This is a genomic window from Actinosynnema sp. NPDC053489 (genome assembly GCF_044544865.1).
GTDB lineage: Bacteria > Actinomycetota > Actinomycetes > Mycobacteriales > Pseudonocardiaceae > Actinosynnema.
This window is the reverse complement of the sequence record NZ_JBITXT010000014.1, coordinates 177739-197088: the sequence shown is the minus strand read 5'-3', so window position 1 is coordinate 197088 and position 19350 is coordinate 177739. Positions and strand designations below refer to the sequence as shown.

Below are 19350 nucleotides of genomic sequence, written 5' to 3'. Positions count from 1 at the left end.
CACCTACCGGAATTGTCGGTGACGGACAACGGTCGGGCGTGGTGCCCGGGTCATGCTGGCTCCCGTCAGCAGGTGGTCCGGGTGTGGAGGTGGTCATGGTCGACGTCGGGCGCAGCGACGGTGGACCGCGGTCGGCGGTCGTCGTCGGCGCGGGCATCGTGGGCCTGTCGACCGCGTGGTTCCTGCAGGAGCGCGGCGTCGAGGTGACCGTGCTCGACCGCACGGGCGTGGCCGCGGGCGCGTCCTGGGGCAACGCGGGCTGGCTCTCGCCCGGCCTCACGATCCCGCTCAACGAGCCGTCCGTGCTGCGCTACGGCCTGCGGTCGCTGCTGAACCCGAACGCGCCGCTGCACGTCTCGCTGTCGGTGGACCCCGGGCTGTGGTCGTTCCTGCTGCGGTTCGCGGCGAACTGCCGGTGGTCGTCGTGGACGCGGGCCGTGCGCGCCAACCGGTCGCTGAACGCCGAGTGCGTCGAGGCGTTCGACGTGCTGACCGCGAACGGCGTCGAGGCCCGCACGGTCGAGTCGCCGATCACCGCGGGCTTCGAGACCTCCGCGCAGGCCGGGGGCCTGCTGCGCGAGCTGCGCCGGATGGCCGACGCGGGTCAGCCGGTCGAGCACGCGCCGCTGGACGGCGACGGGCTGCGCGACCTCGTGCCGCTCGCCTCGCCCGCCCTGACCGCGGGTGTGCGCATCGACGGGCAGCGCCACCTCGACCCCGGCGCGTTCGTGCGCGCGCTCGGGCGGTCCGTCGAAGCCCGCGGCGGGACGATCCGCGTGCTGGAGGCAGTCGGCGTGGACTCGCACGCCACCGGTGTCACGGTGCGCGGGCGTGGCGGCGAGGGCGTGCCCGCGGACGTGGCGGTCGTCGCGACCGGCGCGTGGCTGTCCCGGCTGGCCGGCGAGTGGGGCGTGCGGGTGCCGGTCCGCGCGGGCCGCGGGTACTCGTTCACCGTGCCCGTGGACCGCCCGGTGCCGGGTCCGGTGTACCTGCCCGTCGCACGGGTCGCGTGCACGCCGTACCAGGGCGCGCTGCGGGTGGCGGGCACGATGGAGTTCCGCGACCCGGACGCGCCGGGGGTGCCGGCCCGGTTGGAGGCCGTCATCGCCTCGGCCCGCCCGCTGCTGGACGGGGTGCGCTGGGACGAGCGCCGCGACGTGTGGGTCGGCCCGCGCCCGGTCACGCCCGACGGGCGTCCGCTGATCGGCGAGGTGCGCGCCCGGGGCGTGTACGTCGCGGGCGGGCACGGCATGTGGGGCCTGGCGCACGGTCCCGTCACCGGCAGGCTCCTGGCCGAGCAGATCACCACGGGCAAGCAGCCGGACGCGTTGCGCCCGTTCGACCCGTTGCGCTGAGCGGTCCGCATGGACGGCGCCCGCGACCCGCTCACCGACGACGAGCGCGCCGAGCTGCTGTGGCTGCGCAAGGAGAACGCGTTCCTGCGCGTGCAGCTCGACGTGCTGACCGACATCGCCACCGGCTACGCGCGCGACGTGGACACGATCCTCCGGCTGCGCGCGCACGGCTGACCGCCACCGACCACCCACCCGTCCGAGGAGCCGGCGCCGCTGGACCACCCGGCACCGCGGACACCCGGCCGTCAGGGCGGCCCCACCTCCCCGGCCGCCCTGACGGCGCCCCCGCCACGACACCCGAAGGCCACCATGACCAAGACCCGGACCACCTGGCTCACCCCGCAGGCGCACGACCGGTTGCGCGCCGAGCTGGCCGACCTCGCCCGCGCCGCGGACTCCGACGAGGGCGTCGACCAGGACGACCGCGCCACGATCCGCCGGCGGCGGCAGGAGCGCGTGCGCGAGATCCAGGAGCTGCTCGCCAACGCCGTCGTGGGCGAGGACCCGCCCGACGACGGGATCGCCGAACCGGGCATGGTGCTCACCGTCCGCTACGACGACACCGGTGACGCGGAGACGTTCCTGCTCGGCGAACGCGCCGCGGAGCACGGCGACCTGGAGGTCTACTCCCCCGGCTCGCCGCTCGGCACGGCGCTGACGGGCGCCCGCCCGGGCGAGCAGCGCGCCTACCGCGTCCCCGACGGCAGCACGATCCGCGTCACGCTGCTGGAGTCCGTCCCCTATGGACGGCACCGCACGCTCGGCGGCACGACGGGAACCCGCTGACGCGGCCCGGACCGGTCACAGCAGGAGGTTCAGCAGCACGGTCAGCAGCACCGACGCCACGATCGACAGCAGCAGCATCGTCAGGCACCCGGCCCGACCGCCGAGGAACTCCACCCGCGTACCCCCGAAGCGCACGGCCGCCTACTCGGTGACGCAGGAGATCCAGTACCGGCCGCCCTCGTGGTGCACGCCGTGCGTCTCGGCGGCGAACCCGGGGAACCGCCGGTCGAACGCCTCCAGCACGCGCAGGTACCGCGGCAGCGGGCCGTCGGGCGAGCCGACGCGCTCGCCGGGCACCAGCACGGGGATGCCGGGCGGCGTGGTGGTCACCTGGGTGGCCACCACGCGGTCGGCCAGGTCGTCCAGGCCCACCAGTTCGGTCCGGCCCCGGATGAAGCGCTGGTACGCCTCGGCGGGCGTCATCACCGCCGTCGGCGGGGTCGGGCTGGTGAACGCCTCGTTGAGCAGTTGCACGACCTTGCTGTCGGCCAGGCCGTGGTGCATCTCCTCGCACAGTTGCGGCAGCGTGAGCCGCCCGTACCGCTCGGGGTGCGCCTCGACCAGGTCCGGCAGCACCTCCGAGAGCGGCGCGCCCTCGTCGTGCAGCTGCTTGAAGTCGGTGAGCGCGTCGAGCAGCGTGCCCCACTTGCCCTTGGTGATGCCCATGGAGAACAGCACCAGGAAGGTGTAGACGTCGGTCTTCTCCACCACGATCCGCCGGGTCTCCAGGTACGCGGTGACCACCCGCGCGGGCACGCCGAACGCCGAGACGTCGCCCAGCGCGTCCACGCCGGGGCAGGTGATCGTGACCTTGACCGGGTCGAGCAGGCAGTAGCCGGGTTCCAGGTCGCGGAAGCCGTGCCACGGCGCGTCGGGCTCCAACGTCCAGCAGCCCGGCTCGGTGCGCAGCAGGTCCAGGGGCGCCTCGTGGAACGGCATCCGGTCACCGGTGGCCGGGTCGGCGACCTCCGTCGGCTGCCAGACGCCGAAGAACCACGGCGGCCGGTCGCCCGCGGTGGCCAGCCGCCCGCCCAGCCGGATCATCGCCTGCCGGAACCGGACCGCCTCGGTGATGGCCTCGGTGGTCAGCCAGGCGCCGGCCGGGCCGTCCATCATGCCCGCCGCGACGTCGCAGGAGGCGATCATCGGGTACAGCGGCGACGTGGTGCCGTGCATCATGTACGTCTCGTTGAACCGCGACCGGTCGAACGGCTCCTTGGTCCCGGACTTCACGTGCACCATCGCCGCCTGGGACAGCGCGGCCAGCAGCTTGTGCGAGGAGTGGGTGGCGAACACGGTCGGTCGCCGGTCGTCGGGCAGCCCGTCGCCGTCGACCGCCATGCCGTAGCGGCGCGCGTAGAGCGGGTTGAACCGGCCGTAGGCGAACCACGCCTCGTCGAAGTGCAGGACCCTGGTCGACGCGCCGAGCAGCTCGTTCACCCGGACCGTGTCGTAGCAGAGCCCGTCATAGGTGGAGTTGGTGATGACGGCGTAGGCCGCGTCGGGGCTCGCCGCGCCCGCCGCGATCGGCGTGCGGGCGATCTGGTCGCGCACCGCGTCCGGGGTCAGCCGGGACGGCGGGATGGGGCCGGTGATGCCGTAGCCGTTGCGGGTGGGCACCAGGTAGACCGGGCGGGCGCCGGTGAGCGTGACGCCGTGGTTGATCGCCTTGTGGCAGTTGCGGTCCAGCAGGGTGATCTCGTCGTTGGCCACCGCGCTGTGGATGATCATCCGGTTGGACGTCGAGGTGCCGTGCAGCACGAAGTACGTCTCGTCGGCGCCGAAGACGCGGGCGGCGTTGCGCTCGGCCTCGCCGACCGGTCCGGTGTGCTCGAACAGCGAGCCGAGTTCGCCGACCGACACCGAGATGTCGGTGCGGAACAGCCGTTCGCCGAAGTAGTCGAAGAACGCCCGCCCGACCGGTGACTTGAGGAACGCGATGCCGCCCGCGTGCGCCGGGGTGTGCCAGGAGTACGGGTGCGTGTCGTCGAACCGGCGCAGTTCGCGGAAGAACGGCGGCAGGACGTGGTCGAGGTACTGGCGGGCGGCGAAGTCGATCCGGCCCGCGATGAAGTCCGGGGTGTCCTCCAGCAGCCAGATCCAGCCGTTGATGATCTCGGAGACCCACAGCGGCGTCTCGTCGCTGTAGTCGCCGGTGGTCAGCAGGAAGACGGGCAGCCGCGAGGAGAACCGGTCCAGCAGCATCCGCAGCACCCCGCCGGGCACGGCCGGGCCGGTGTCGGAGGTGCGGATCGCGCCGCCGGCCAGCTCCCAGCTCACGACGGCGCCGGCGAGGTTGGCCTCCGCGGTGATCACCGCGGCCGCGTCGGTGGTGGAGTGCACCACCACCACCTCGTGACCGCACTCCCCCAGGTGCGCGCAGACCTGCTCCACCTTGGCCGTCGGCACGGTGTTGTCCTGCGCCGCCCGCTCGGTGGCGATGAGGACCGTGGACCGGGTCATGGGCTCCGCTCCCTCCGCGCAGGGGTACCTGCCGAGCGTAGGAGCGGTGCGGGAGGCCGGCGCGCGCATCACCGGAACGTGGACCGGACCCACTCGTCCGTGGTGGAAGCGCTGCGCTCAGTCGAGCGGGTAGGCCATCTCGACGCCCGCCAACGTCACTCCATCAGGTAGCGGCACCTGGGTGCGAGTCACCTCGCGGAACCCGAACGACCGGTACAGCGGCACGCCCGGCAACGTCGCCATCAGCACCAGCGACCGGAACCCGGCGGCCCTGGCGTCCTCGGCGCACGCCGTGAGGATCTGCCGGCCCAGGCCGCGCCTCGTCCAGTCGCCCCGGACGAACATCGCCCGCACCCGCGCGGGTTCGGTGGCGGGGTCGAGCAGCCTGCCGTCGGTCGGCCGGGCGCCCGAGCCGGTGTAGAGCTTGTCCCGCCTGCTCCACCCGCCGCACGCCACGACCTCGCCGGCCACCTCGTGCACGTAGTAGGTGCCGTCGTCGACCAGCACCACGTCCGGCTCGGTGAGGTAGCGCGCCGCGCTCGCGGTCTCGCGCTCGTCGTGGAAGCGCGGGAACAGCTCCAGCACCGACCGGCGCATCAGCGCCCCGATCCCCGGCACGTCCGACCGCACCGCCTTGCGCCGCACGGGCGCCGCGTCCACCGCTCCCCCTCGGGTCACGGGGTGATCATCGCAGGTCCGCCGGCGCTACGGGCGCGGGTTGTGGCGGGTCCACCTCGGCCCGGAGCGCTCGGCGCGCGGGGTGGTGGCGGCCACGCAGCGCGGGCACAGGTGGAACGGCTGCTCGGCGGTCTCGGCGAAGTACCGCGCGTCCGCCCACGGCACGTGCCGGAAGCGGCCCAGCCGGCTGCGGCTCAACGCCTGGCCGCACAGGGTCTGGTTGGTGCCGGGCGTCCAGGCGTGCACGTCGCCCGACGGTTGTCGGACGCCGTCCTCATCCGTCCACTGGCTGGAGGCGGCGACACACGGCTGGGCGACCATGACGGCGGTGTACCCGTCGTCGGCGCACCCGACACCGCGCCCCGGCGGCGTTGGCCGCGCGAGGTGGGGTCAGCCGCGCGGTGCCGGCACGAGCCCGGCTGCCGCGTACGGCGCGAGGTCGAGGCGCAGGTCCCGGTGGCGCGACGAGCCGGGTCGCGGGCGGGGCACCCGCTCGCCGCGGAACAGGCCCCGCACCCACCGGGCCACGGCGCCGGGAGGGGGCAGGAGCTCCTGGCCGAAGTACGCCTGCACGATCACGTCCTCACCGCTGTGCGTCTCCACCGCGGCAGACCAGCCGTGCGCCTCGTCCCACAGCAGCGCCACGTCGCGGTCGGGGAACCCGGGCAGCCGGCCGTCCAGCGCGAGGTACGCCGTGGCGGGCCCGTCGGCCTGCACGTAGGAGCACTCGCCGGTCAGCCCCAGCTCCTCGGTGACCAGGCGCACGTACCCGCGCAGACCCCGCCCCACCGCGTCGTCGAAATCCAGTTCCATGGCGCTCCGCCGCCTTCTCCCGGTTCACCGGGATGTCGACGCGCCGACTGTTTGACGCAACCCCCTGGTACCCCGTCCGGGTGACGGGCGAACCCCGCGCCGGTTCTATTTCGATTCAGGTGACACGGCGTACCCGGGTCGAGCACAGTGAGGACGTGCAACGGGCCTTGGGCGTGCTCACGGCGGTGGCGTACGTGACGTTGCCGCTCGGGTCGAAGACCTTCGAGCAGTTGCTCGTGCCCACGCTGCTCGTCGGGCTGGTCTACGGCGCGTTGGCCATCTTCGGCTTCCCGTTCGCGCAACGACGCGGCCGGGCGTTCGCGGTGGCGTACGTCCTCGTGCAACTCCCGCTGGGGTTCGCGGTGTTCGCGTTGTCGGGCGCGGCGGTGGGGTCGGTGCTGCTGCTCGTGGTGCTGGTCGCGCAGGCGGTGTTGCTGCTCCCGCTGCCGGCCGCCGCGGCGGTGGCCGCCGTGATCCCGCTGGTCCACCTGGACATGGAGTGGCCCGACGGGTTGCGCGAGGGGCTGGGCACGCTGGCCGTGACCGGGTTCACGGTCGTCGTCACCGAGCTGCTGGTGCGCGAGCAACGGGCCCGGGCGGAGCTGGCGGTGGCCCACGAGCGCCTGCGCGGGTACGCGGCGCAGGCGGAGCAGCTCGCCGTCACGCGGGAGCGCAACCGGGTCGCCCGCGACATCCACGACGGGCTCGGCCACCACCTGACCGTCGTGCGGATGCTCCTGCAGGCCGCCCGCGCGGTGATCGGCACAGCCGAGCCCGAGCGGCTCGACTCGATGCTGGCCAAGGCCCAGGACCAGGCCGGGCTCGCGTTGACCGAGGTGCGCCGCTCGGTCGCCGCGCTGCGCGAACCGCGGCCCGAACCGCTGGTGGACGCGCTGCGGGTGCTGGCGGCGGAGGTCACCGAGGCGGGCGTGCCGACCGGGGTGGAGGTGCGCGGCGCGGCCCGCGTCACCCGGGCGGAGGTCGAGGAGTCCCTGTTCCGAGCGGCCCAGGAGGGGTTGACCAACGTGCGCAAGCACGCCGACGCGACCGAGGCGACCGTCGTGCTCGACTACGGGCGCGACGACCTGGTGCGGCTGGAGGTGCGCGACGACGGCCGCGGGATGGGCGACGACCCGGGTGGCGGGTACGGCTTGGTCGGGTTGCGGGAACGCGTGGCCGGGCTCGGCGGCGAGGTGTCGGTCGGCCCGGCCGGCGGGCGTGGCGTGGCGCTGACCGTGGAGGTGCCGGCATGAGTGCCCCGGAGCCGCCGGTGCGCGTGCTGATCGCGGACGACCAGGCCCTCTTCCGGGAGGCGCTGGCCACGTTGCTGGAGGTGCAGCCCGGCATCGAGGTGGTCGGCGAGGCCGGTGACGGCGAGCAGGCCGTGCGGCGGTGCGCCGAGCTGCGGCCCGACGTCGTCCTGATGGACCTGCGGATGCCCGTGCTGGACGGCATCGCGGCCACCCACCGGCTGCGGGTCGAGCAGCCCGGGGTGCGGGTGCTGGCGCTGACCACGTTCGACGACGACGCGGACGTGTTCGCGGCCGTGCGCGCCGGCGCGGTGGGCTACCTGCTCAAGGACGTGTCGTCGGCCCGCCTGGTCGAGGCGCTGGTCGCCGCGCGGCGCGGCGAGTCCGTGCTGCAGCCGTCCGTGGCGGCGAAGCTGGTCGCCAGGGTGGCGCGGCTGCCGCACGAGGAGGGCGAACCGCGCCCGCGCCCGCCCGTGCCGCTGACGCAGCGGGAGCTGGACGTGGTCCGGCTGCTCGCCGAGGGGCGCAGCAACCGCGAGATCGCCGGCCGCCTGTTCCTCGCGGAGGGCACGGTGAAGAACCTGGTGACCGGGGTGCTGGCCAAGCTCGGGGTCCGCGACCGCACGCAGGCCGCGCTGCGGGCGCGGGAACTCGGGCTCTGCTGAGCGCCCGGGTCACACCGGGACGTGACCCGGGGCATGACCTCCGGCACCTGACCGCGTGACCCGGCCCGACCCAGGATCGCCGTTGCGAGAGGACCGAACCGCGACGGAGGGACCGACATGGGCACCGAACCGACGACCACGGGGACCGACCGGGCGACGTGGTGGCGCCTCGCCCGGCACGCGCTGGAGATGGCCGTCGCCATGGTGGTGGGCATGGTGGCGCTGGAACCGCTCTGGTCGTCGGCGTGGCCGGATCTCGGCGACCACGTCACCGCGCACGTGCTGGTGATGGCGACGGACATGTCGCTGGGCATGGCCGTGTGGATGCGGGTGCGCCGGCACGGGTGGCCGGGCGTGCTGGAGATGTGCGCCGCGATGTACGCGCCGTTCGCGGTGCTGCTGCCCTTCCACTGGGCGGGCGCGCTGTCCGCGACGGCGCTGGTGGCCGCCGGCCACGTGCTGATGGTCCCGGCGATGCTCGCCGCGATGTGGCGACGCCGCCACGAGCACGGGTGCTGACCGGTCACGTCCGAGCCCGGTGGCGCTCGGGCTCGGCCGGGGTCAGGTCGACACGAGCCGCAACGCCGCCAGCGCCTCGTCCACGGACCGGTGCAGCGGGAGGGTGCCGAGCACCTGGCTGATCTCCAGGGGGCGCAGCACGGCCCGCGAGTTCGCCACGATCGCGAACGGCACGCGCAGCCTGCCGGCCCGGTGGTGGGAGTTGACCAGCATGGCGATGCCGACCGAGCCCATGAACGCCACCTCGCTCAGGTCCAGCACGACACCGGGCGGCCGTGCCTCGAACACCCCGTCGAGCTCGGACACGACCGGCCGGTGGGTGGCGGCGTCGAGGGAGCCCGACAGGCTCACCAGCAGGACTCCCCGATCGAGTCGGGTGGTGGTGACGTGGTGGACGGGCTCGGTCATGGGTGCGCTCCTCGAGGTCGCGGACACCCGAGACTGCGCCCCCTCGGCGCGGGCCGCAAAAGGAGGCAGATCAGCCCGCCAGGGCGAGCAGGGCCCGGTTGCGCTCCGGGTCGCGCAGCAGGCGCAGCGACTCCTTCTCCAGCTGCCGGATGCGCTCGCGGGTCAGGCCCAGCTCGTCCGCCAGCTCCTGGAGGCTGCGGGCACGCCCGTCGGCCAGGCCGAAGCGCTGGGTCACGATCCGGGCCTGCCGCTCGGGCAGCGTGTCCACCAGGGCCCGCAGCTGCTCGCGGACTTCCTGCTGCTCGACCACCTCGTAGGCGTCCACCGCCTCGCCGTCCTCGATCAGGTCGGCCACGGACGAGCCGCCGTCGTCACCGATCGGCGTCTCCAGGCTCAGGGCGGCGCGGCTCGCGGCGAGCAGCTCCACGACCCGGGCCTGCGGCATCCCCACCACCTCCGCCAGCTCGGCCGCGGTGGGCTCGCGGTCGGTGTCCCCGCGCAGCTTCTGCTCGGCCTTGCGCAGCTTGCCGACCTCCTCGTGGACGTGCATCGGCAGCCGGATCGTCCTGGTCTGCTCGGCCAGCCCGCGTTCGATCGCCTGGCGGATCCACCAGACCGCGTAGGTGGAGAACTTGAAGCCCTTGGCGTAGTCCCACTTCTCGACCGCGCGGATCAGGCCCAGGTTGCCCTCCTGCACGACGTCGAGCAGCGGCAGGCCGCGGAACGAGTGCTTCTTGGCCACCGACACCACCAGGCGCAGGTTGGCCCGGATCATGTGGTCCTTGGCCCGCTTGCCGTCCGCGACCGCGGCGCGCAGCGCGCGGTGGCGCTCGGCGTCCAACGGCGCCGCCTCGCCCTCGTCGGACCGCCGCAGCAGCTCGGCCGCGTACACCCCCGCCTCGATGCGCTTCGCGAGCACGACCTCCTCGGTCGCGGTGAGCAAGGGCGTCGCCGTGAGCTCCCGCAGGTAGTGGCCGACGAGGTCGGCCTCGCCCGCCGCCCGGGCCGGGCGCTCGCGGGTCGGGCGGCCCTGGCGGGGCATGTCCACCGTGAACGACATGGTCGTCTCCTTGCCGAATCGCACCCGCGCGCGGCCGGCCGCACGGGGTTGCCTGGAGGGATGCACGGCCGTCCGCCGACACCGCGGCTTCGGACGACTTCGCCCCGCGCACCTAGGGCAGGGCCGACAGCAGGTCCAACGGAACGCTTTCGACTCGTATTCCACTCCGGCGCGTTGTGTACGGATGAGCGTGACTGGGCACACGGGGGCATGGTGAGGTTGCGCGACACGACGACGCCCGGAGGTGGCCTGTAGTGGACGACACGGTGAGCGACGACCTGGCCGTGCGCCTGAACGAGGTCGCCAGGGCGCTGCACCGGCAGGACAGCGCGCAGGACACTCTGGACGAGATCGTGCGCGCCGCGGTGGACACGATCCCGGGGGCGTGGCACGCCGGGATCATGACCATCGTGGGCAAGCGCGACGTGGAGACCGTCGCGGCGACCGACGACATCCCGCGCGACGTCGACCAGGTCCAGTACGACACCGGCCAGGGACCGTGCCTGACCGCGCTCTACCTGCACAAGATCGTCTCCGCGCCGGACCTGACCGAGGAGTCGCGGTGGCCGGTGTTCGCCAAGCGGGCGCTCGAGCTGGACGTGGCGAGCATGCTGTCGTTCCGGCTGTACGTGGACGGTGACGACCTCGGGGCGCTGAACCTCTACTCGCCGGACGTGCGCGCGTTCGACGAGGAGTCCGAGCACGTGGGGCTGCTGTTCGCCGGGCACGCCGCCGTCGCGCTGGCCACCGCCCAGGAGCGCGAGCACCTGGCGGACGCCGTGCTGACGCGCGACCTGATCGGGCAGGCCAAGGGCATCCTGATGGAGCGCCACAAGCTGACCGCCGACCAGGCGTTCGCCGTGCTCGTGCGGGCGAGCCAGCAGGGCAACCTGAAGCTCCGCGAACTGGCCGAACGGCTCACCCGGACGGGCGAACTGCCCTCCTCGTGAGGCTGCTCACGCCGCGTACGCGATCATGCTCACCCCACCGCCGGTCGGAGGCCCGTGGCCGACCTGCCCGGGCAGCCGGCAGTGGACGCCACGCGGCAGCCGCGCGAGGTGCGGCGGCGGTCGGTCACCGAGCGCCTCGGCGGCGTGTTCGCGGGCGTGGGGCGCGTGTGCTCGGACGAGGGGGCGAAGGCGCGGTGGGAGGGCTGGGGCGAACCGCACTGGACGTGGTGCGCCGCGGGCCCGGCCACGTGCGGTCCGCGCGGTAGAGCACGAACGCGGTGGTCCCGCGACCGGCCCGTCACTACTTTCGGTGAGGTGAGGTCGACGGCGCGGGAGGCGACTCGTGGAGCTGGACATCACCGACCGGCGGTGGCAGGACGCGCGTGACGCCCTCTCCGGGGCGGCGGAGCGGTTCACCCGGGTGCTGGCGGACTGCCGCACGCCCGACCGCCGCACGATCGGCGACTGGTCGGTGGCCGACACCGCGGCCCACGTCGCGCTCGTCGGCCGCCTCAACGCCGGCCTGATCGGCGCGGACCCGTCCCCCCTCGACGAGCCCGACCTCGACCGCGGCTGGCGCGAGTCGAGCCTGGGCGGGTTCGCGCGGCTCAACGCGCTGAGCCTGGCGCGCTTCCCCGAGCGGGCGCTCGACGTGGTCTCGAACACGCTACTCGAAGAGGTCGACCTGCTGCTGACCCGCGCCAAGGACACCGACCCGCGCGAGCTGCGGCCGTGGTTGGGCGGCGCCGAGCTGCCCGCCGCCGCGCACGTCGCCCACCAGCTGAACGAGGTCCTGATCCACGGCCTGGACATCGCGCGGGTGCTGGGCGTGCCGTGGCGCATCTCCGCGCACGAGGCCGCGCTGACGTTCGACCTGTTCCTCATGCCGATGCTGGGCGGTCGGTCGGGCCGGTTGCTGGCGGGCGGCGGGGCACCGGGCCGCGTGGCCCTCGAGTTCCGCTCGAAGCACACCACCCCCGTCGTCCTCACCAGCGAGGGCGGCCGGTTGCGGGTCGAGCCCGCCGACGGCCGCCGGGTCGACGCCCGGGTGACGTTCGACCCCACCGCGATGATGCTCACGATCTTCCGCCGCATCCGCCTGGCCCGGGCCGTCGCGACGGGCAAGGTCCTCGCCTTCGGGCGTCGCCCCTGGGCGGCCGTCGGCTACCTGCGGGGCATGCGGTCACCGTGACGGGTAGGGCGTGAGGACCTCGCCGTCGAACAGCCGCCAGTAGAAGTCGTTCAGGCGGGCGGCGGTGGGCGCGTGCCGGGCGAGGATCGCGACCACGGCCGGCGGCACGTCGTCCGGGAGGTCGCCGTCGGCGCACCGCCGGACGAAGGCGTTGCACGCGGAGGGGACGCCACCGGGTGGCACCGACACCCCGCACACGGCGGTCACCAGCCAGTTCACCAGCCGCATGGCGGCGTAGTCGGCGTCGTGGGTGGCGTTGCGGCGGACGAAGTCCCGTTCGGCGGGCGAGAGGTCGAAGGTGGGCGAGGTGACCAGGCCGAAGTCCGTCAGGTACAGCCGCTCCCCGTCGGTGCGCAGGTTGCCGAAGTGCGCGTCCATGTGGAGCAGCTCCCGCTCGCGCAGGAAGGTGACGATCCCGGTCAACTCCCGCTCGACCTGTCCGGCCTTGCCCGCCGGGTCGTCGTCCAGCCAGCCCTCCACCGGGTGCGGGAGGTGCTCGAAGAACAGCACCAGGCAGGCCGGCGCGGCGGCCAGCGCTTCGAGGCGGGCGCGCACGGCCGTGCTGCCGCCGAACAACGCGACGACGGCGTCCACGTCGGAGTGCTCGGCGGCGACGGGAGGCCGGCCCGGCAGCACGCGCCAGTGGTGCAGCAGCGGGAACGCCGCCGTCTCCCCCGCCAGCACCGCCTCCGTGACGACCCGGTTCGCGGCCAGCTCGCGCCACGCCGTGAACGACGGGCCGCCGATCCCGTACTGGCAGGACACCGGCAGGTCGAACAGGTTCGCCGTGTCGTGCGGTCGGGCGGCCTCCGCCCCGGTCAGCGGGACGCGCTTGACGAACACCGCCTCCCCGTCGACCTCGACCACCCCCGTCGCGCCACCCACGCCCACCCGCTCCCCCGCGCCGACCAGCGCCGTCACCTCGTCGTCGGCGCGGGCGGAGAGCCACGCGGACAGCCGCTCGTGCCGGGCGCGCCGGGAAGTCGTCACCTCCCGATCATGCCCGCGATCGGAGTCCGGGTGGTTCCGGCGTCCGGGGAATCGGCGTCCGGGTGATTACCGTGCACGTGAGTTCGGGGGGTGGGCGGGTTGTCGGTGGTGCCGGCGCGGTGGCCGCGGGACGCGGTGGTGCGGACCGGGAGGGTGCGGGTGGAGCCCGTGCGGGTCGAGGACGCCGAGGAGATGGCGGTGGTCCTGGGCGATCCCGCCCTGTACGCCGTCATCGGCGGCACACCCCCGACCGCGGCGCGGCTCGCCACCAGGTACGGGCGGTGGCAGCGACCCACCTCGGACGACGGCCGCGAGGGGTGGCTGAACTGGGTCGTGCGGCGGGACGGGGACGGCGCGGCCGTGGGCACGGTGCAGGCGACCACGACGTGGGGGCCGAACGGCCTGGTCGCCGAGGTGGCGTGGGTGGTCGGCGTGCCGTTCCAGGGGCACGGCTACGCCACCGAGGCCGCGGCGGCGCTCGTCGCGTGGCTGGTCTCGCACGGGGTGACCGACGTGTGCGCCCACATCTCGCCCGAGCACCCGGCGAGCGAGGCGGTGGCCCGGCGGATCGGCATGCGCGCCACCGGGGAGTTCCGCGACGACGGCGAACAGCGGTGGCGCCACCGCCGCCCCGCCACCCCGCCGCTGTGACGCGCACGGCACCACCGACCCGCCGTCGGTCTCGATCCGGCGCACGTCGGTGGAGATCGGGTTGACCCCGCCGGTGCGGCGGGGTACCCACGGTCGTGGGCGATGAGCAGATCGGGCCGGCGCGGCAGGACGAGACCGTGACCGCGCCCCCGCCCGCCGCGGCACCCCGGGATCGGCGGGTCGGCTGGTCGCTGGTCGGGCTCTTCCTCGTCGGGCAGCTCACGATGGTCGCCGTCTCCGTGCTCGTGCTCCTGTCGCACGACCCGAACGGCACCGCGGGGCTGGAGGACGGCCGGTTGCTCGCCCTCCTGCTCGTGCCGACGGCCTCGGGCGCGGTGCTCGCGGCGGTCGGGACCGGGCGGTTCGGGGGCGGCCCGAGGAGCGGCCGGGTGTGGCGCGAGCTGGCGGTCCGCCCCAGCCTCAAGGACGTCGCCATCGGCTCGGCGTTCGGGTTCGGCGGGCTGGCGTTGACGCTGCCCGCGGCGGCGGTGTGGGCCGCCTGGGTCGGCGACGACCGGGCGTCCTCGGCGGTCGGCGACGCGTTCGCCGGGCGGGAGTTGCCGCCCGCGGCGGCCGTCGTCGTGTTCCTGGCGGTGTGGTTGGTGGCGCCGGCGGCCGAGGAGGTGCTGTTCCGGGGCGTGCTGTGGCGCGGGTTGGAGCACCTGGGCTGGAACCGGTGGGTCGTGTTCGCCGCGACGAGCGTCGTGTTCTCGCTCGCGCACCTGGAGCTGCTGCGCACGCCGCTGCTGCTCGTGCTGTCGATCCCCATCGGCCTGGCCCGGCTGGTCACCGGCAACCTGCTGGCGAGCGTGGTCGCCCACCAGCTCAACAACTTCCTGCCCGCCCTCGCCCTGCTCCTGGCGACCACGGGCAACCTCGGCTGACCGCCCTGGTTACGATCACCGCATGGCCTTGATCCACCGCGCCACCCTGAGCCCGACCAAGCTCGAGCTGCTGGCCTCCTGGCTGCCCGGGCGCGGCTGGAACCCCGGCACCGAGGGCGAGGTGACATGGGTGGCGGCCTTCCGCTTCGACGACCCGGCGGGCGCGGTCGGCATCGAGACGGCGCTGGTCCGGGTCGGCGACGGCCCGGTCCTCCAGGTGCCGCTCACCTACCGCGACGCGCCCCTGGCCGGCGCGGACGAGTGGCTGCTGGGCACCAGCGAGCACTCCGTGCTGGGCACGCGGTGGTGCTACGACGCGATCGGCGACCCGGTGTACGCGGCGGCGCTGGCCGACGCGATCCTGCGCGGCACCGGCCAGGCCGAGCAGTTCGTGGACGTCGACGGCCGGCTGGAGCGCCGGGAGCCCGCCATGGCGGTCGCCGTCGAGCCGCCCGGCACCGCCGACGCGCCGGAGGCGGGCCCGGTCGAACGCGCCGCGGACGGCGATCCGGCGATCGTCGTGACCCCGACCGTCGAACTCGCCGTCCGCCGCCGCCTCGACACCACCGACCGGCTCACCGGCGCCCTCCTGACCGGCGCGTGGCCGGGCCAGGGGACGCCGGTGCCGCTGGCCTCGGCGACGGTGCGGTGACGGCTCAGTCCTTCCAGGGCATCTCGTCGCGCAACCCCTCGTTGATCGCGTAGGCGTTCTTCACCGCCGCCTTGAGCGCGCCCTCGACCCACCGCCGGTGCCGCCGGTCGCACGCGTCGTTGGCGAACCACACCCGGTTCACCGGCCGGATCACGTCCTCGTAGAACGTCTCGCTCATCTCGAACGCCCGGAACAGCGGGCCGATGCCGCAGGCGAACCAGTCGAGCGCCCAGTCCTTGTAGACGCCGAACTCGAACGTGTCCCGCGCCTCGGGGTGGATCTTGACCAGGTCCTCCAGCGCCTGCATCACGCTCTCCTCGCCGGCCAGCGGCGTGTACGGCATGCTGTCCTGCTCCCAGCAGTACGACGCGATCATCACGCCCTTGCGGAACCGGGTGTCCTGACCCGCCGGCGGGTAGACGACGTTGCGGATCGCCAGGTCGGTCACGGTCAGCCCGTGGGTGATGCCGTACCCGCTCTCCCACCACCGCTCGCTGAACTGCATGAACAGCTTGTGCGCCCGGCCGTAGTAGGTGTTGCGGATGGCGTACCACTTGTCCGGGTCCAGCCCCTGGATCTCCATGTGCCGCAGGCTCGCGAACGGCACCGTCACGATGCACTCGTCGGCCGTGACGGTGTAGGAGCGGCGGCCGGCGCGGTAGTGCACCCGGACCTCGCTGTCGCTCTGGTCGATGCCGTGCACGAGCGCGCCGAACCGGATGTCGTCCATGAGCATCGGCTCGAACGCCCGCGGCAGCGAGTCGGCCCCGTCCACGATGTACACGAGGTGGCCGAACACGTCCTCGTAGAAGTGGGAGAACCACTCGACCAGCGAGAAGTGGTAGCGGCCCTCCAGGTTGAACAGCGGGCCGAGCATCGCCAGCGCGCCGTCGCTGAGCCCGCGCTCCTTGAGGTAGCCGAGCAGGGTGTACCGGTCGTAGTCGGTGAGCAGCCGGTGCCACGCCTTGCTCTCGTCCTCCTGCTCCATGATGTCGATCAGCGGCTGCACGGTGTGCCGCAGCAGGTCGTGCGGCGACCGGTCCGCCTCGCCGCGCTGGAGGTCGAACGAGAACTGGTCGGCGGAGAAGTCGCGGCGGCGCACCCCCTTGCCCTGGAGGTACACGAACGTGTCCTCGTCGTACATGGGGAACGGCTTGGTGGGCAGCCGGAACTTCTCGTCGATCAGCCACGACACGAGCGGGTGCTGCTGCGGGAACCGCATCGCGCCGAACTCGCCGTACATCTCGCCCGCGAAATCGCGGTGGGTGAGGATGCGCCCGCCCAACCGGTTCTGGCCCTCGAGGATCGTCACCTCGTGGCCCGCTTCCTTCAACAGCATGGCCGCAGTGAGGCCGGCCATTCCGGCGCCGACGACCACGATGCGCCGCCGCGGCGCGGAACTGTCCGGCAGGCCCTCTTTGAGCAGGTCGAGAACGTCCAACGCCATCGAGACCACCTCACACCCGATCGACACCGCGCTTTCGCGCCGCGATTGCTTGACAAGCGGAGCCGGCCATCCCCGAAATCCGACCGTACTCGGCCCGAAAGCGGCGGCCAACGCCCTGATGGGGTGAGTCCGGTTTCCGTGGAATGCGCGGAAACGGGGGGTCGAAACGCAGAAGTGCGGGAATCGCGGGTCGGCGCGCGGCCGAACGGGGCGGCTCATCCACCTGTCGAGTGATCGCGCTCCGCGCCGCGGTGACCCGGACCGGGCGGCCTCGGTCCGGGCCGGGGCTCACCGGCCCTGGAGCGCCCTGACGTTGTCGCCGAACGTCCAGTTCCGCGACCCGTCCCAGTTCACCGACCAGGTCATGAGGCCCTTCAACGCACCGCGGTAGTTGTTCCACGCCTGCGCGACCTGCCCGGTGGACAGGTACCCGCCGCCCGCGCCGGGCTGGGCGGGCAGGCCGGGCGCCTGCTTGTCGTAGGGCACGCGGATCGTCGTGCCCTGCACGACCAGGCCCCGGTCGAGGCAGTCGGTCTGCGCCGTAAAGCCCTGCACCGTGCCGGCCGAGTAGGAGTCGCCCGAGCAGCCGTACATGCTGCCGTTGTAGTACTGCATGTTGAGCCACCAGAGGCGGCCGTTGTCCGCGTACTTCTTCACGATGGGCAGGTACGCGCCCCAGATCGAGCCGTAGACGACGCTGCCACCGGTCACGTAGGCCGTCTCCGGGGCCATGGTCAGCCCGAAGTTGGCCGGCATGCGCGCCAGGACGCCGTCGATGATCCGGATCAGGTTGGCCTGCGAGGGGGACAGCGTGCCGATCCGGCCGCTCCCGACCAGGCCGGTCTCGATGTCGATGTCGATGCCGTCGAAGTTGTACGCCTTGAGGATCGGCACGACCGTGTCGACGAACCGGTCCGCGACGGCGGTGGAGCTGAGGTCGATGCCCGCGGTCGCGCCGCCGATCGAGAGCAGGATCGTCAGGCCGGACGCCTTGGCCTGGCACATCTCGGCCGGCGTGGCGACCTTGACGGTGGCGTCCATCCCGTTCTCCCACAGGACCGTGCCGTCGGAGCGGATGACCGGGAAGGCCGCGTTCACGACGTTGTAGCCGTGCGCGCGGATGCGGCTGTCGGTGATCGGGATCCAGCCGAGGGGCGGGTGCACGCCGTTGACCGCGCCGTCCCAGTTCTCCCAGTAGCCCTGCAGCACCTTGCCCGTGGGCTTGGACTGCACCGCGCACGTGTCCGCTGCGGCGTGCGCGGGAGGGGTGAGGCAGGTGAGGGCGAGCGCCGCCACCGCCAGTGCTTTCGTCCACCGGACCATGTCCAGGCTCCTTCGAGGGGGGTGCCCGGCCCGCCGTCGGTCGACCCGTCGGTTTGCGCCCGCCAGGGTGTGCCAACGCCGTCCATGCAACCAGGCCCCGCGCCGCCGGGCACCCTGCTTTCGTCGGGTCGTGCCGGGCAGGAACCCGATCGGTGCCGACCGCGTCCGACGGGCGTGGCGAACGGCCGAACGGTGATGCGCGCGGTGGTGGTGCTCGCGCTCGTCGCGATGACGGTGGTGGGTGGTCCGGGCACGTCGGGCGCGTGCGCGTGCGGCGCGTTCGTGGCCAACGACGAGTTGCGCGCGCTGGACGAGACGGCGCTGGTGGAGCTGACCGGCCGCACCGAGTCGATCACGCTCGCCGTGCGGGCGCGGTCCGAGGCCGACCAGGCGGCGTTCCTCATGCCGGTGCCCGCGCGGGCCGCCTTCGAGGTGGCCGACGGCGAGCTGTTCGCCGAGCTCGACCGGCTCAGCCGACCGGACGTGGAGGTCCGGCGCGTCACCGTCGACGGCGACACCGCCGGGGCGCCGCGGTCGGACGCCGGCGCGACCGTCGTCGACCACGTCGAGATCGGGCCCTACGAGGTCGCCCAGCTCGCCGGCGCCGACGTCGGCGCGGTGACGCGGTGGTTGGGCGAGCACGACTTCACCATGCCCGCGGCGCTGGAGGGCGCGCTCGGCCCGTACCTCGCCGAGGGGTGGCTGGTGGTCGCGGTGCGCCTGGCGCCGACCTCCGGCAGCCTCTCGTCCGGGTTGCCGCCGGTGCGGGTGGCGTTCGAGACGGACGCGCCGGTCTACCCCGTGCGGTTGTCGGCCACGGCGCGGGGTGTCCAGCCGTTGCGGCTGTACGTGCTGGCCGACCACCGCACGGACGTCGGCAACCCCACCCCGGGGGACGCCGCGCCCGGTCTGACGTTCGCCGGCGAGGTGGCGCCCGACCCGCGGTACCCGGCCCTGTCGGCGAGGTTGACCGGCCCGCGCTTCCTCACCCGCTACGACGCGTCGCTGCGGCCGGCGGCGATCACCGACGACATCCGGTTCAGCCGTTCGGCCACCGACGAGCCGTATCGGGCGGTCGTGGTCGTCACGCGGTACGTCCGGTCGGCGTGGCCGCTGCCGGGGGTGCCGTTGCTCCTGGTCGGTCTCGCCCTGGTGGCCGGGGTCGTGGTGGTCGTCGTGCGGGTGGTCCGCCGGAAGCGGCTTGCCGCAGCCCGCTAAGAGTTCTAGAGTTCTAGAAGTGTCCATCGAGAGAAGCACCGGCGTG

General features: G+C 73.7%; 21 protein-coding genes. 12 read left to right on the top strand and 9 right to left on the bottom strand.

Annotation, left to right across the window (positions count from 1 at the left end):
- Positions 1-95: 95 nt before the first annotated feature.
- The 3 genes from ACIGNX_RS28365 (at position 96) to ACIGNX_RS28355 (ending at position 2141) form a co-directional block, all read left to right on the top strand.
- Positions 96-1355 carry an NAD(P)/FAD-dependent oxidoreductase gene (locus ACIGNX_RS28365; RefSeq protein WP_396543860.1) on the top strand — a complete coding sequence of 420 codons (1260 nt, stop codon included), beginning with the start codon at positions 96-98 and terminating at the stop codon, positions 1353-1355.
- A gap of 9 nt (positions 1356-1364) precedes the next feature.
- The gene (locus ACIGNX_RS28360; RefSeq protein WP_396543859.1) at positions 1365-1529 is read left to right on the top strand and encodes a hypothetical protein; all 165 of its coding nucleotides are present in this window, start codon (positions 1365-1367) and stop codon (positions 1527-1529) included.
- Between the two features lie 135 nt (positions 1530-1664).
- Positions 1665-2141: a GreA/GreB family elongation factor gene (locus ACIGNX_RS28355; protein WP_396543858.1), complete on the top strand. Its 477-nt coding sequence runs from the start codon at positions 1665-1667 to the stop codon at positions 2139-2141.
- Positions 2142-2282: 141 nt separating this feature from the next.
- Here the strand turns inward: ACIGNX_RS28355 and ACIGNX_RS28350 are convergent, their stop codons facing one another.
- From ACIGNX_RS28350 to ACIGNX_RS28335, 4 genes are all read right to left on the bottom strand, one after another.
- Complete coding sequence (locus ACIGNX_RS28350; protein ID WP_396543857.1) at positions 2283-4604, bottom strand: Orn/Lys/Arg decarboxylase N-terminal domain-containing protein; 2322 nt, start codon at positions 4602-4604, stop codon at positions 2283-2285.
- 117 nt (positions 4605-4721) lie between these two features.
- Positions 4722-5282 (bottom strand): GNAT family N-acetyltransferase, encoded by a 561-nt coding sequence (locus ACIGNX_RS28345; RefSeq protein WP_396543856.1) that lies wholly within the window; start codon positions 5280-5282, stop codon positions 4722-4724.
- 27 nt (positions 5283-5309) lie between these two features.
- The gene (locus tag ACIGNX_RS28340) at positions 5310-5603 is read right to left on the bottom strand and encodes a hypothetical protein (RefSeq protein ID WP_396543855.1); all 294 of its coding nucleotides are present in this window, start codon (positions 5601-5603) and stop codon (positions 5310-5312) included.
- 69 nt (positions 5604-5672) lie between these two features.
- Entirely contained in the window at positions 5673-6095 is a 423-nt protein-coding gene (locus ACIGNX_RS28335; protein ID WP_396543854.1) for a DUF6292 family protein, read from the bottom strand.
- 155 nt (positions 6096-6250) lie between these two features.
- Here ACIGNX_RS28335 and ACIGNX_RS28330 point away from each other — a divergent pair, with 155 nt between their 5' ends.
- The 3 genes from ACIGNX_RS28330 to ACIGNX_RS28320 all read left to right on the top strand — a co-directional run bounded on the left by ACIGNX_RS28330 (position 6251) and on the right by ACIGNX_RS28320 (position 8529).
- Positions 6251-7348: a sensor histidine kinase gene (locus ACIGNX_RS28330; RefSeq protein ID WP_396543853.1), complete on the top strand. Its 1098-nt coding sequence runs from the start codon at positions 6251-6253 to the stop codon at positions 7346-7348.
- Positions 7345-8010, top strand: coding sequence for a response regulator (locus ACIGNX_RS28325; protein WP_396543852.1), 666 nt, complete (start codon positions 7345-7347; stop codon positions 8008-8010). The genes ACIGNX_RS28330 and ACIGNX_RS28325 overlap by 4 nt, the downstream gene beginning before the upstream one ends.
- A gap of 117 nt (positions 8011-8127) precedes the next feature.
- Positions 8128-8529 (top strand): hypothetical protein, encoded by a 402-nt coding sequence (locus ACIGNX_RS28320; RefSeq protein WP_396543851.1) that lies wholly within the window; start codon positions 8128-8130, stop codon positions 8527-8529.
- Positions 8530-8571: 42 nt separating this feature from the next.
- Here ACIGNX_RS28320 and ACIGNX_RS28315 read toward each other — a convergent pair whose 3' ends face one another.
- Both ACIGNX_RS28315 and ACIGNX_RS28310 read right to left on the bottom strand, forming a co-directional pair.
- Entirely contained in the window at positions 8572-8937 is a 366-nt protein-coding gene (locus ACIGNX_RS28315) for an STAS domain-containing protein (RefSeq protein WP_396543850.1), read from the bottom strand.
- A 70-nt stretch (positions 8938-9007) separates the two neighbouring features.
- Positions 9008-9997, bottom strand: a complete 990-nt coding sequence (locus ACIGNX_RS28310) for an RNA polymerase sigma factor RpoD/SigA (protein WP_396543849.1) — start codon at positions 9995-9997, stop codon at positions 9008-9010.
- A 254-nt stretch (positions 9998-10251) separates the two neighbouring features.
- On the opposite strand from ACIGNX_RS28310, the gene ACIGNX_RS28305 reads away from it, so the two are divergent.
- The gene (locus tag ACIGNX_RS28305; RefSeq protein WP_396543848.1) at positions 10252-10947 is read left to right on the top strand and encodes a GAF and ANTAR domain-containing protein; all 696 of its coding nucleotides are present in this window, start codon (positions 10252-10254) and stop codon (positions 10945-10947) included.
- Positions 10948-11290: 343 nt separating this feature from the next.
- Positions 11291-12139, top strand: a complete 849-nt coding sequence (locus ACIGNX_RS28300; RefSeq protein WP_396543847.1) for a maleylpyruvate isomerase N-terminal domain-containing protein — start codon at positions 11291-11293, stop codon at positions 12137-12139.
- Here ACIGNX_RS28300 and ACIGNX_RS28295 read toward each other — a convergent pair.
- Complete coding sequence (locus ACIGNX_RS28295) at positions 12131-13129, bottom strand: serine/threonine protein phosphatase (protein WP_396543846.1); 999 nt, start codon at positions 13127-13129, stop codon at positions 12131-12133. The two genes, ACIGNX_RS28300 and ACIGNX_RS28295, sit on opposite strands and share 9 nt — an antisense overlap.
- A gap of 105 nt (positions 13130-13234) precedes the next feature.
- On the opposite strand from ACIGNX_RS28295, the gene ACIGNX_RS28290 reads away from it, so the two are divergent.
- The 3 genes from ACIGNX_RS28290 to ACIGNX_RS28280 all read left to right on the top strand — a co-directional run bounded on the left by ACIGNX_RS28290 (position 13235) and on the right by ACIGNX_RS28280 (position 15316).
- Entirely contained in the window at positions 13235-13780 is a 546-nt protein-coding gene (locus ACIGNX_RS28290) for a GNAT family N-acetyltransferase (protein WP_396543892.1), read from the top strand.
- A 95-nt stretch (positions 13781-13875) separates the two neighbouring features.
- The gene (locus ACIGNX_RS28285; RefSeq protein ID WP_396543845.1) at positions 13876-14664 is read left to right on the top strand and encodes a lysostaphin resistance A-like protein; all 789 of its coding nucleotides are present in this window, start codon (positions 13876-13878) and stop codon (positions 14662-14664) included.
- Between the two features lie 22 nt (positions 14665-14686).
- A complete protein-coding gene (locus ACIGNX_RS28280; protein WP_396543844.1) occupies positions 14687-15316 on the top strand; it encodes a hypothetical protein in 630 nt (209 codons plus the stop codon).
- A 4-nt stretch (positions 15317-15320) separates the two neighbouring features.
- Here ACIGNX_RS28280 and ACIGNX_RS28275 read toward each other — a convergent pair whose 3' ends face one another.
- Together ACIGNX_RS28275 and ACIGNX_RS28270 are read right to left on the bottom strand one after the other, a co-directional pair.
- The gene (locus tag ACIGNX_RS28275; protein ID WP_396543843.1) at positions 15321-16763 is read right to left on the bottom strand and encodes a flavin monoamine oxidase family protein; all 1443 of its coding nucleotides are present in this window, start codon (positions 16761-16763) and stop codon (positions 15321-15323) included.
- A gap of 288 nt (positions 16764-17051) precedes the next feature.
- Positions 17052-18086: a chitinase gene (locus ACIGNX_RS28270; protein ID WP_396543842.1), complete on the bottom strand. Its 1035-nt coding sequence runs from the start codon at positions 18084-18086 to the stop codon at positions 17052-17054.
- A gap of 195 nt (positions 18087-18281) precedes the next feature.
- Here ACIGNX_RS28270 and ACIGNX_RS28265 point away from each other — a divergent pair, with 195 nt between their 5' ends.
- Positions 18282-19304, top strand: coding sequence for a DUF2330 domain-containing protein (locus ACIGNX_RS28265; RefSeq protein ID WP_396543841.1), 1023 nt, complete (start codon positions 18282-18284; stop codon positions 19302-19304).
- The last annotated feature ends 46 nt before the right edge of the window (positions 19305-19350 follow it).